This is a genomic window from Photobacterium marinum, from assembly GCF_000331515.1.
Taxonomy (GTDB): domain Bacteria; phylum Pseudomonadota; class Gammaproteobacteria; order Enterobacterales; family Vibrionaceae; genus Photobacterium; species Photobacterium marinum.
Genome location: NZ_AMZO01000030.1, coordinates 25,222 through 37,038, shown reverse-complemented (window position 1 = coordinate 37,038; position 11,817 = coordinate 25,222). Strand labels below are relative to the sequence as shown.

At 43.4% G+C, this 11,817-nt stretch carries 11 protein-coding genes; 6 read left to right on the top strand and 5 right to left on the bottom strand.

All coding sequences use genetic code 11. The features are described 5' to 3' along the window. Window positions 1–4 precede the first annotated feature (4 nt). Entirely contained in the window at window positions 5–1,486 is a 1,482-nt protein-coding gene (locus tag C942_RS18270; protein ID WP_007468507.1) for an FMN-binding glutamate synthase family protein, read from the top strand. Window positions 1,487–1,617: 131 nt separating this feature from the next. Continuing rightward, on the top strand, window positions 1,618–1,890 hold the full coding sequence (locus C942_RS18265; RefSeq protein ID WP_007468505.1) for a DUF1471 domain-containing protein: 273 nt from the start codon (window positions 1,618–1,620) through the stop codon (window positions 1,888–1,890). A gap of 72 nt (window positions 1,891–1,962) precedes the next feature. Here the strand turns inward: C942_RS18265 and C942_RS18260 are convergent, their stop codons facing one another. Next, window positions 1,963–4,410 (bottom strand): hybrid sensor histidine kinase/response regulator, encoded by a 2,448-nt coding sequence (locus C942_RS18260; RefSeq protein WP_007468503.1) that lies wholly within the window; start codon window positions 4,408–4,410, stop codon window positions 1,963–1,965. 79 nt (window positions 4,411–4,489) lie between these two features. Between C942_RS18260 and C942_RS18255 the strand changes: the two genes are divergently transcribed. Further along, the gene (locus C942_RS18255) at window positions 4,490–5,245 is read left to right on the top strand and encodes a substrate-binding periplasmic protein (protein ID WP_007468501.1); all 756 of its coding nucleotides are present in this window, start codon (window positions 4,490–4,492) and stop codon (window positions 5,243–5,245) included. Window positions 5,246–5,315: 70 nt separating this feature from the next. Here the strand turns inward: C942_RS18255 and ribA are convergent, their stop codons facing one another. Beyond that, entirely contained in the window at window positions 5,316–6,368 is a 1,053-nt protein-coding gene (ribA, locus tag C942_RS24810) for a GTP cyclohydrolase II (protein WP_007468499.1), read from the bottom strand. Window positions 6,369–6,592: 224 nt separating this feature from the next. Between ribA and yjjG the strand changes: the two genes are divergently transcribed. Together yjjG and brnQ are read left to right on the top strand one after the other, a co-directional pair. Then, the gene (yjjG, locus tag C942_RS18245; RefSeq protein WP_007468497.1) at window positions 6,593–7,267 is read left to right on the top strand and encodes a pyrimidine 5'-nucleotidase; all 675 of its coding nucleotides are present in this window, start codon (window positions 6,593–6,595) and stop codon (window positions 7,265–7,267) included. A 412-nt stretch (window positions 7,268–7,679) separates the two neighbouring features. After that, entirely contained in the window at window positions 7,680–8,972 is a 1,293-nt protein-coding gene (gene brnQ, locus C942_RS18240) for a branched-chain amino acid transport system II carrier protein (protein ID WP_036801049.1), read from the top strand. A 505-nt stretch (window positions 8,973–9,477) separates the two neighbouring features. Here the strand turns inward: brnQ and C942_RS18235 are convergent. The 3 genes from C942_RS18235 to hdfR all read right to left on the bottom strand — a co-directional run bounded on the left by C942_RS18235 (window position 9,478) and on the right by hdfR (window position 11,238). Further along, window positions 9,478–9,663 carry a restriction endonuclease subunit S domain-containing protein gene (locus tag C942_RS18235; protein ID WP_007468491.1) on the bottom strand — a complete coding sequence of 62 codons (186 nt, stop codon included), beginning with the start codon at window positions 9,661–9,663 and terminating at the stop codon, window positions 9,478–9,480. Window positions 9,664–9,916: 253 nt separating this feature from the next. Further along, the gene (locus C942_RS25370) at window positions 9,917–10,078 is read right to left on the bottom strand and encodes a hypothetical protein (RefSeq protein WP_007468489.1); all 162 of its coding nucleotides are present in this window, start codon (window positions 10,076–10,078) and stop codon (window positions 9,917–9,919) included. A gap of 299 nt (window positions 10,079–10,377) precedes the next feature. After that, window positions 10,378–11,238 carry an HTH-type transcriptional regulator HdfR gene (hdfR, locus tag C942_RS18230; protein WP_007468486.1) on the bottom strand — a complete coding sequence of 287 codons (861 nt, stop codon included), beginning with the start codon at window positions 11,236–11,238 and terminating at the stop codon, window positions 10,378–10,380. Between the two features lie 164 nt (window positions 11,239–11,402). On the opposite strand from hdfR, the gene maoP reads away from it, so the two are divergent. Next, the gene (gene maoP, locus C942_RS18225) at window positions 11,403–11,759 is read left to right on the top strand and encodes a DUF413 domain-containing protein (RefSeq protein WP_007468484.1); all 357 of its coding nucleotides are present in this window, start codon (window positions 11,403–11,405) and stop codon (window positions 11,757–11,759) included. Window positions 11,760–11,817 lie beyond the last annotated feature (58 nt).

The window sequence follows — 11,817 nt, the reverse complement described above, 5'->3', positions numbered from 1 at the left end:
GAGTATGGGTGATTTTATTCTGGTCAGTATCGACCTTTTATCAGGCCTGTTTATCTTACTGGTTGGCCTCGGCGTACTGTTTTTGATCTACATGTACATTGTAGATGTCTCGCAGCATAAACAAGCAATCCGCCATAATTACCCAATCATTGGCCGTTTTCGTTATCTGTTCGAGAAACAGGGGGAATTCTTTCGCCAATACTTTTTCGCCATGGATCGTGAAGAAATGCCCTTTAACCGAGCTGAGCGCAGCTGGGTCTATAAAGCCGCTAAAAATGTCGACCGGACTATCGCTTTTGGTTCCAGCCGCAGTCTGGATCCCACCGGCACCATCATGTTCATGAACTGTGCTTTTCCAACCCTTGCGGAAGATGCTGTCAGCCCGGCACCAATAACTATTGGTGCCCAGTGCCGCCACCCTTACACCACCAGCTCCATATTTAACATCTCCGGCATGAGTTATGGGGCGATTTCCAAACCGGCAGTCAGGGCACTTTCAAAAGGTGCATCACAGGCTGGATGTTGGATGAATACAGGTGAAGGCGGGCTAAGCTCTTATCATCTGGAAGGTAAAGCAGACATTGTTTTTCAGATTGGCACTGCAAAGTATGGCGTCAGGAATGAGTCCGGCAACTTAAGCGAAGAAAAACTCAAAGCCGTCGCCGCCCACCCGGCAGTAAAAATGTTTGAGATAAAAATCAGTCAAGGGGCCAAACCTGGCAAAGGCGGCATTCTGCCCGGTAAAAAAGTGACCGCAGAAGTAGCGCAAATAAGGGGGATTCCGCAAGGTCAGGATTCCATCAGCCCAAACGGACATAAAGATATCCGCACTGTAAGTGACCTGCTCGATAGGATTGCCTTTATTCGAGAGGTCACTGGCAAACCTGTTGGTTTTAAAGCGGTATTTGGTTCGATGAATTGGTTTGAGCAATTGCTGCTTGAAATAGAGCGCAGAGGGGCCGAGAGTGCTCCGGATTTCATTACCATAGACAGCGCTGACGGCGGAACCGGTGCAGCCCCCCAACCATTGATGGATTATGTTGGTCTTCCCCTTAAGGAAAGCCTACCAATGGTCGCTAGTATGCTCGAAGAAAGGCAACTCAAAGACAGAATCAAAATTATCGCCTCGGGCAAGCTTATCACCCCATCCAAAGTAGCATGGGCTATTGCTTTAGGTGCCGATTTTGTTGTTTCGGCTCGTGGCTATATGTTTGCTCTCGGTTGTATCCAGGCACTTCAGTGTAATAAAGACACGTGCCCGACAGGTATAACGACCCACAACAAACGACTACAACAAGGGCTGAATGTTGAAGATAAAACGCAACGTGTTGCTAACTACAACAAGTATATCCATTATGGTATCGGCCTGATTGCGCACTCCTGCGGACTAACCAACGTCAGAGAGCTTAATAAATCACATATCCGAATTGTGACGGAAAATGGTTTGTCTGTTGCCTTGGAAAAACTGTATGAAAACCATTTTTAAGGGCTGTTTTGATCATGCTCGCAACTACGAGCTGTATTTTAACTGTAGTTTGACAAAAGGATTTACAGCTGTGGCAAAGTATCAATAACAGATAATAATCCCTGATTGAAAAAGACTTGAAAGGTCACTCCATGTTTAAACGCGCTATATTCACAACTCTGATTCTTGCCCTTTCAGCAAATGCTTTTGCATTACCGAAAGAGATTTCACCATCAAAACTACAGAATGGTAAATATAAGCTTGTTGAAACGATTACCATTAACGGCGATATCGACGACAATTTCCACCGCCTGATCAATCGCTCAATCAAGAATAAAAAATCTGACTATTACGTAATCCAGGATCTGTCTGAAAACACCTTCAACGACACACTGACGGTGGTTGTTGATCTGTACAAACACTGAGGCAAATCGTGCTTACAGGGAAATCAGCAGGAGTGACACTTACATACATTCCTGCCTGTTTTCTGAACTCTCTTAATCCCGCTGAAAAGCAAGGTACTCATTGAGTTTTTCCGCCGTCGCCGACAAATATTTTTCCAGCATAACGGCCAGCATTTTCTGACTCACTGGCTTAGACACAAAGTCATCCATCCCCGCCGCAAAACATTTTTCTTTTTCTTCTTTAACAACATTAGCGGTCAACGCGATAATTGGAATCCGATGCCCTTCAGTTTCCTCTGTTCTAATCGCTTTTGTGGCTGCAAAGCCATCCATTACAGGCATTTGACAATCCATAAAGATGACATCAAACGACTGCTCACGGAATCGTGATATTGCCTCTGCCCCGTTATTTGCAATTTCAACCCGAACACCCAGCTTTTCCAGCATCATTTTGGCCACTTTCTGGTTAACGGCCGTATCCTCGACAACCAGAACAACAGGCAGAGGCTCTTCGCTACCAGTAGCTGTACCTACTTGTTGATTACTCTCAAGTTCTGCTGCCCTGCTTTGTTGTGGCATTTGCTGTGGCTGCGAAGCTTGTCTAATCGTCTCTGTCGACGGTGCCGGATAATCACCGCTTACAGACTGAGCGCCCGAGACATGTTCATTGCAGTCGATATTGGCTTTCGACAAAGAAGCCCTGAGTACATGCTGCACGGCCCACTTCAGGCTGCTCTCTTTATATGGCCTTGCCAGATAAGAGCCAATCCCAGCCTGCTTGGCTTTTTCTTCATCCCCCATTTCAGGACCAGCCGATACCATCATCATTTTCGGGCATTGTTCAGCAAACCGGACTCTTAGTTGCTGAGCCAGGTCAAAACCGTCTATCTCTGGCATTATTTTATCCAGCACAATCAAATCAAACGGTTGCTTGCGGTTCAGGGCATCCATAACCAATTCAGCGGCTTTAACGGCATCCTCACAACAAGTCGACTTGGCTCCGTAATTACTCAGCTGAGCAGATGTGATCCGCATATTCAACATGCTGTCATCAACCAACAGTACATTAAGCTCTGACAACAGCTTTCTGTCATTTTCCTCGGCTTCAGGTAACACATTCTTTTCTAATGTCACCGAAAAATAAAACAAACTGCCCTTACCAGTATCACTGCTAATCTTAAGTTCTCCGCCCATCATGCGAACAATCTCACGACAGATCGCCAAACCAAGACCCGTTCCGCCATATTTTCGGGTAGTGCTACCATCGGCCTGCTGAAACTTATCAAAAATAGCGTCATGTTTATCGGCCGGGACCCCTATTCCAGTATCACTGACCACAAACCTGACTGTTACTGATTCCGGCGATTCATTTTCACGCTGGATTTGCAAGTGAACATAACCTTGGTCAGTAAACTTAATTGCATTACTAACCAAATTATTCAGTACCTGACGGAGTTTAGTTGCATCCCCCAGCAACATCGGCGTGATACTACGATCAATAGAGCACTGAAATGCCAGCCGCTTTTCTGCAGCGCGAACCATGAACACAGATTCGACTTCTTTGTTCAACTCAAACAGGTTCAGAGCTGTATGTTCGAGTTCCAACCTACCGGCTTCGATCTTAGAAAAGTCCAGAATATCATTGATCAGATCTAACAATGACAAGGATGAGGTATGGAGCATACTGATATACTCCTTCTGATCTGCTGGCATCTCCATCTCTTTCATCAAAGATGACAAACCGATAATGCCATTCATCGGTGTTCGAATTTCATGGCTCATGTTCGCAAGGAATTCACTTTTCTTACGGTTTGCCTCTTCTGCAATCTCGCGAGCTTCTTCAAGCTGAATGTAATTTTCCCTGATTTGGCAGACAGACTGGTTATAACGTTGAGATAAAGTGATGAATTCATCATCAAACCAGCGTTCATCGAGATAAACGGTCTTTGGAACTTTATTGTCATCAAACTCACTGACAGACCGGGACATCAGAGTAAGGGGGTGAACGATCAGGCGATATGTTATAAGGGTGATAACAACAGCAATAACAAATATCTCTACCGCCTGACTTAGCAACAAAATCAGGAATTTATCCCACAATCCCTGATAAACAACATAAAGATCTGACTGAACAGTCAGTGTTGCCAGTTTATATTCTCGACTGGTTGTTTTATAAACCATATCCCACGATTTCTCGTGCATATATTTAGGCAATTCAGCACCGAGCTGCAAAATAATGCCATTGTCGTCTTTAATTTCCAGATAATGGATGGCGGGAAAATGCATGATCCCTTCCGCCTGCATCATGAGTTGCTCACGATCTTCAACCCAAAGGGTCGATACCAGACTTGAAAGAAAACTTTCTTCTATCTGTACAAAACGATCATCAATACTTGCCAACTCTTCCTTATAATCAAGATAGAGGTTCAGGCAAGTCGTAAATATAGTAAACAGGGTACTAATTAACAAAATTGAAATTAAAAGTTGTTTTGCTATCCCCAGTTTACGCATTGGCTTTTCTTGCTGATACGTTTTGTTCATCCCTAAACTCGCATCTGATGCATACTCAACTAATATAATAATAGCGTTTTGAACAAGATAGTTAAGGTAAGGATACAAAATGAATAAATTTTTTCCGATTGCATCAGCATTAACGTTAGCTTGCTCAAGCTTTAGTGTAAGCGCCGACACCATCAACTATTACGTGATAGCCAAACAAGCCGAACCATTTCAGATAGAAAACGCTAACGGTACACACAGCGGTATTGTTACAGACATTGTCAAAGCCATATTCAAAGACAGCAAATATGAGATGGACTATCATACTTATCCTTTCAACCGTATGATTTCCTTACTTGAGGCAGGAGGCAAACCCAACTGGGTTACTTATGGCAGCCCAGACTGGGGAGGTGTGCAGGCAGAAAACCTGTCAGATCTTCCAATCTATAATGTCAGGCATGTACTTGTCAGCAGCCATAAAGATCCCTTTGAGTTTAAGTCGATGGATGATCTGACTGATAAAGTCGTCGTTGTATTACATGGTTTCGACTATCCTCAACTGATGCCTTATTTCAATTCAGGTCAGGTTGAAGAACTGCGGGTAAAAGACTACAACGCCGCGTTTCGAGTAATTAAAAAGCTGCCGGGTGATACCACTTTTGTAGAGATGGCTTCCCGTGTTAAATATAACCTAACCAAACAAAACGAAACCTTAGCGGATTTTGATATTCAAAATTTCAGTTCAGTCATTCCTGACTATCCTATTTACTTAGCTTTTGATCCGAAGATGGATAGTAAAATTCAAAATTTTATAAATAAACGCCTCAAAGACCTGAAATCGACCGGAAAACTTGATCAAATTATCAGCCACTATTAAGACATAAATCAATTTAAAAACAGCCATCAGACTCGATGGCTGTTTTTATAACAAAATATAACTACTGTATTTATTTTATAAATTCTTTATCAAACATATGGCCCAATTTAGCGGCTTTAGTTTTCAGGTAGTTTTCATTATGAGGATTATTCCCTTCTTGTAGCGGAACCCGTTTTTCTATCTTAATTCCGGCACTCTCTATTGCCCGGACCTTTCGAGGATTATTCGTCATTAAATTAACAGACTTAATATTAAGGAAACTCAGCATTCCGCGACAAAAAGAATAATCACGCATATCCGCAGCAAAACCAAGTCGTTCATTGGCCTCTACAGTATCGGCTCCCTGATCCTGCAAATGATAAGCGCGGATCTTATTAATCAATCCGATCCCCCTACCTTCCTGGCGCAAATAAAACAACACACCACTGCCTGCATTGACGATATTCTCCATCGCACGCGACAACTGGAATCCACAGTCACATCGTGCACTGAATAAAGCATCACCGGTCAGGCATTCAGAATGAAGGCGGATCAGTGGTGGTGTATCCGGATCCAAATCACCATATACCAGCGCAAGATGCTCTTTACCTGTCGCCTGCTCTACAAAGCCATACATCTGGAATGTTCCCCACTGGGTTGGCAACTTAGCGCTCTCAACAAAATGCACCAGGTTGTATGGTTCCTTATTTGAGAAGTAGTTTCTCACTTCCATCAAAATTTTACCGAGTGTATTGCGGCCACTCCCATCACCACCATCTCCCCAGAACGCATCCTTATGCGAATGTTCCGTCAAAACTCGGTCGCCGGTACTAACCAACAAATGCGCCAAACGAGGGTTTTGGCGGAATTTCTCGAAAACAATATAACGCATAACAGCCTCGCGGACTTCCATCCAATCATCCTTAACCTGGTCCGCATATTGACGACTTAAGTTAAACGCCTCGTCCGGAGTTTCCGCATTGAAGATCTGCTGCTGAATTGCTGGATCAACAAACTTCTGTGCATGATAGTAATGTTCGCTGGTAGGCCATACCACATCACTCAATGTTATTGGTGCCGGGGCAAAGTTTGATAAAAAACCGTAGCTATCCTGAGGCTCATAAAACTTTATTTCATCAATCATTCACTGTCACTCCTTTGCGTCTAAACAACAAATAAAATAATTTCGAATTCCGGAATAACGGTATGCCTGCAAAGACATACTCCCAAGTATAGTTAATTTAACAATAGTTCAACAAAATTAGACTAATTAGGTATTCAAACAAATCACTAGCTTTAAAGTGAGCAACAAAGATAGAATGTGCCGGCTCAAAAATAAGAGATAGATTTGATAACGGATGATAACGAATGAAATATAAATGGATCCTCTTTGATGCTGATGAAACGCTGTTTCATTTTGATGCATTCAAAGGACTGAATATCATGTTTTCTCGCTTTGGTATCGATTTTACCCGGCAAGATTTTATTGAGTATCAGAAAGTAAACAAGCCCCTGTGGGATGATTACCAAAATGGCGTGATTAATGCGGAAGAATTGCAAAACATTCGTTTTGAATCCTGGGCTGAAAAGCTTGAAGTCACAACTCAGACACTTAACAGCGCATTTCTGACCGCAATGGCAGATATTTGTGCCCCGCTACCCGGCGCGAAAGAACTGTTAGACAGCCTAAAACATAAAGCTCAACTAGGTATCATTACCAACGGCTTTACCGACCTTCAACAAATCCGACTGGAGCGAACCGGTTTTCAGGACTTTTTCTCCACCCTGATCATCTCAGAACAGGTTGGCATAGCCAAACCAGATCGCGGGATATTTGACTACGCGTTTTCCGAAATGGGAGAGCCAGACAAAGAAGAAGTGCTGATGGTCGGCGATAATCCCCACTCCGACATTTTGGGCGGAATGAATGCAGGTATTCATACTTGCTGGTTAAACCATCATGGGCATGAAGTGCCGGAAGGTATAAAACCAAACTATCAAGTCTCTTCACTGAATGAATTAAACACCTTACTAACCGGTTAAATCATCAGCAATTAATAAGGTCTGACCTTCAAATTTTGGTCAGGCCTGTGTTTCACCCCGCATTCAATTTACCTAAATATCAAAAACTTAAAGACAAAACGAATTATCCATGGAGCTTTTCACTGGATGTTTATTTCAGTTTAGAAAGAAATAATGCTTTACAGCCAATCTTCCTAACATTATGTTAATACGCAATAGATTAATTCCTGGTGTGTAATATGCGATACCCAATCACTGAAAATCAGTTCGATTGTCCACAAGCGATAACTTGTGGCGCTTACACACTTGTCTCTGTCGTCGTCGTCGTTTCCTGACGCTGACGGCTTTGTTTTCGTCAGCATGGCTGGCGGAAACAGAGTCTCCCCCTCTCTATTTCACCACCCTGCTGATTACAAAGTTGAAGGTGGTTCCATTGAAAAAAACTGATATCACAGCCATTGGCTTTACGACCTTTGCGCTGTTCCTGGGTGCAGGTAACCTCATTTTCCCGCCAATGATGGCTCAACAAGCCGGAGATAACTGGCTGAATGCAATGGCAGGTTTTCTGATTTCTGCCGTTGGATTGCCAGCGATGACTATCATTGTGCTTGGTCGTCTATCGACTGTGAATGCGCTGACTGATGCCCTTCCCAAATGGCTTGCGCGCTCTTTCTGGCTGACGGTTTTTGCCACCCTTGGTCCGGCATTTGTTCTTCCGCGCGCGGTAACTGTTGCTTACGAAATGGGCATTAAACCTTTTACTACTGAAAACTACCTGTTGCCTTTTTCTATATGCTTTTGTGCCTTAAGCCTGATGCTTGCGATCAAGCCGGGTAAAATTGTCGATATTATTGGTAAGTTCATGACACCTGCTCTGATTATTATGCTGGGTGTACTGGTTATCACAGCCATGTTTAACCCTCAGGGTACAACTGGCCTAGCAACAGAAAGCTACCGTGAAACCCCGCTGGTTAATGGTTTAATTGAAGGCTACATGACGCTGGATGCAATCGCTGCAGTGGCATTCGGCTGGGTAATTATCAAAGCCATTCAGGATAAGGGAGTGAAAGAAAAAGCCCTAATCAGCCATTACAGCTACATTGTCGCTGCAATTTACATGGTGTTGATGTCATCTTGCTATCTGACGATGGGCTATCTGGGTGCCAGTTCTTCAGCGATTGCCGCTGATGCGACGAATGGTGGTCAAATCCTGACACTGTATGCTGCGGCAATTCTGGGACCAATTGGGCAAATCCTGCTGGCAGCAATTACCCTGACGGCCTGCCTGACCACGGTTATCGGTTTGACAAATGCTAACGCCGAGTTCTTCAGAAAAACATACAACTTCCCTTTTGCCAAAGCCGCAACAATCGTTACGGTTCTGACGGCTATTGTCTCTAACATCGGTCTTGAGCAGCTAATCACTCTGAGTCTGCCGCTGATCCTGATGCTGTGCCCTGTATCAATCGCATTGGTATTGGCAGCATCTTTGTCTCTGACTAAAAACCAGAAGCTGAAATACTTGGTATTTACCGCCTTTATCTTTGGTGCACTAGACACATTTTCTGTACTGAATATGTTCAATACTGCAACAGACAGCTTCCTGCAACAATGGATGCCGCTTTACCAGCACCATCTGAGCTGGCTGACACCTTGCGTACTTTTGATTGTTTTCCTGTTCGCAGCCAATAAACCAGCACAAAACCAACAACCTGTGATGGGTTAACCCGCAGCTTCGAACTAAACAAACTAGAAAGCTCCCCCTGACATATCGATGTCTGAGGGAGCTTTCTTGAATATATCAACAAGGAAAAGAGAAAACGTCAGTCAGAATGGTATGGCATGTGTGGCATCCTGCTTCGACTCATAAGTATTGCCGTCACTTAACCAGAAAAAGCCAAATTTTCTTTCATATAGATAATAATGCTGATTCTTTTTGACGACTTTAAAGCGATTATTCCTGCCTTTAGTATCAAACAATATTTTCATCACATTTCCTCTTCTAAATCCAACCGCTTTTCACTGCAAAATGAATGCTCCGGGTGCCAAATTCATGACAAACACAATACAGGTATTTGACACTTTTTTGTTTAGAGATGTGATGGTTATGGATTTTGTATAAAAAAAAAACTGAAACTTGATGAAAATGAGAATATTGTTAAATACAGCAGGCAATAAAAAACGGCGCCTGATTGAAGGCGCCGTTTCTAAATTCAAATTCCACAATGGAATTATTGATCGTTTTGCTCCAACGTTTCCTTGCCGGTCATAAACGCTTCCAGAATCTCAGGTGTCAGTTCACCAGCCTCTTCCAGACGCTTAAGCTCAGCAACAATACGCTTTTGCTCTTCGATCGATGGTACCGGCAGCTCCGGCTCTTTCTCAATACCTTCAGGTATACTCAGATTATCCAGCATGTAACTACTCTTGCTTTCTCAAGTTAACTGCGGGCAGTATACCCCAAACCAGATAAGAAATATTGATCACAACTACCCAGCGGGGCGTTTATCTGCACCCAATGGTCAAAATGCCATCACACTCAATATCCTACCAAGCTCCTTAATACCGTTTATAAAAAAACCGGAGTCAGCTACTCCGGTTTCACTATAGTCAGTTTGAATCTGTCAACTCAGATTCAGAGCTGAAAGATTTACCAGTTGACGACCTGAATCAATATGAATCGTCGTAATACTCTGGAAATTCATCACGTTGTTTTGCTATCCGGCGCTTTTTCTTCCTTGAGTGCTGATTAAATTCGCGAAGATCATCTTCAAATTCAAATTTACGTTTAGAACGCGATCCCTTGCTGAATTTTTGATCTAACTTAGCCATGTGCGTTTCCTGAAATAACTCCAGAGTAAAAAAATGCTACTGATTAATTGAACACTTGCAACGATGGTAGTAACAAGCCACACATCATTACCGAGATTTACTGAATAATAATAGTCGTGTATTACAAAAATGCTAAACAACGCAGGTCCCGACCCAAAGAGTGCCAGCACCATCATAGAAAATAAGGAATTTGTGATTTTCATCGGGCTTGTATCTACCCTCCTACAAAGCGGAGGGTACGAGAAAAAGCCCAGCGATGTACAACAAGTTTTTTTACTGCTGACGAGCAAGGAAATTGATTAAACGCTTTCGATCACAGTATTGAAAGGAACTGCCCGCATGGCTTCAAGCAGCCCTTCTTTGTCACTGTCTTCACGCCATACCAGATAGAGCGACTGCTCCATCACCGGCGCTCCGGGTACGGTATACAAAGTACCGTCTTCAACACTTTGCGCCACAACCGGCGATGGCAAGTAACCAACAGCACGGTTATTCAGCAGATACTCCAATGCCATCCGGCTAGAGTGTGTGTGCATCACCGGCGTTTTCTGTAACTCACTGATACGACCGTGTTCCATAGAAAAACGAGTACCCCAGTCAAGGTAAACCAGTGGATATGAGTTAACGTTCTCCATTGTGCAATCCGGATCTTTGGTAACCAATTGCAACTGAAAATCACGAACTTGTGTTACCTGCAGATTCTCAATACGTGGCGGCTCACTGGTAATGGAGACATCGATACTTTTATCCAGGATCTGTTTCGCCATACTCTTTCTCGGCACAGATTCTAATCGTAATGCCAAGCCTTCAACGGTGGCATAGATACGGTTAATCCAGTCAGAGATACCATCAAACTCCCAGAACATTGGTGATGCACCGATGGTGACCTGAGTGTTCAGGGTTTCAGATAACGCCACATCCTGTTTAGCCCGCCCCCAGGTCTGCAAGATTGCCTCAGCATAAGGTTGAAGACGCTCGCCAGCAGCGGTGAGGTGAACATTACCGCGCTGCCTTGAAAACAGTTCATTACCAATTTGAGATTCCAACTGACGAACGCGGAAGCTGACCGCAGACTGAGTTAAAAACAAGTTATCTGCCGCTCGCCCGAAATGGCGGGTTTTCGATACTTCGAGAAATGTTCTGAGTAATTCTGTATCCACAAACGTTCTCAACCAGTGAAAGGAGTTAATTAAAGGGTCGATAGTACACTCTGCATTATATAAAGCTTAATCAAATTTTTTTATCGTCACAGCGAAAATAATTTGTTTTACAAGACACCCGAGCTATCTGAATATCTGCGCAAATCTCGTCAGGAAGCAATGCAATGAGAAGTGAAGGTAAATTTTACGACGATAAAAATTTCCCACGCGGCTTCAACCGCTCTGGTGTTTTCACCATCAGCGAAGCCACGTTGCTTGAAAATTATGGCCGGACCATGAGAAGCCTTTCTGAAGGAATATCTCAACCGGTCAATGAGGCAGAAATTCAATTTCTTGCCGAAATCAAAGGTCAGCTTGAAGTGAAGTCTGACTTTGCAAAATGTTGGCTCAAATACATCAATAAAACGACCAACAAAGTAAGACGTTACACCTTATGTGCCTCTCAGCGAAAAAATGTCAGTCATTACGAATACGATGACAGTGACACCGAGAGCGACGGTGACAACGACCTGGATTATTAATTTCCAGGGTAATTAATTACCCGTTTCTATTTATTTCAAAAGCAATTAAGCCATCCAC

Bases quoted from the DNA above. Each gene is read 5' to 3' on its own strand.
- C942_RS18265 (WP_007468505.1), top strand. From the start codon at position 1,618: ATGTTTAAACGCGCTATATTCACAACTCTGATTCTTGCCCTTTCAGCA.
- C942_RS18235 (WP_007468491.1), bottom strand. From the start codon at position 9,663: ATGCTGGATAATCTGAGTATACCTGAAGGTATTGAGAAAGAGCCGGAG.
- C942_RS18260 (WP_007468503.1), bottom strand. From the start codon at position 4,410: ATGAACAAAACGTATCAGCAAGAAAAGCCAATGCGTAAACTGGGGATA.
- C942_RS18255 (WP_007468501.1), top strand. From the start codon at position 4,490: ATGAATAAATTTTTTCCGATTGCATCAGCATTAACGTTAGCTTGCTCA.
- C942_RS25370 (WP_007468489.1), bottom strand. From the start codon at position 10,078: ATGGCTAAGTTAGATCAAAAATTCAGCAAGGGATCGCGTTCTAAACGT.
- yjjG (WP_007468497.1), top strand. From the start codon at position 6,593: ATGAAATATAAATGGATCCTCTTTGATGCTGATGAAACGCTGTTTCAT.
- ribA (WP_007468499.1), bottom strand. From the start codon at position 6,368: ATGATTGATGAAATAAAGTTTTATGAGCCTCAGGATAGCTACGGTTTT.
- maoP (WP_007468484.1), top strand. From the start codon at position 11,403: ATGAGAAGTGAAGGTAAATTTTACGACGATAAAAATTTCCCACGCGGC.
- C942_RS18270 (WP_007468507.1), top strand. From the start codon at position 5: ATGGGTGATTTTATTCTGGTCAGTATCGACCTTTTATCAGGCCTGTTT.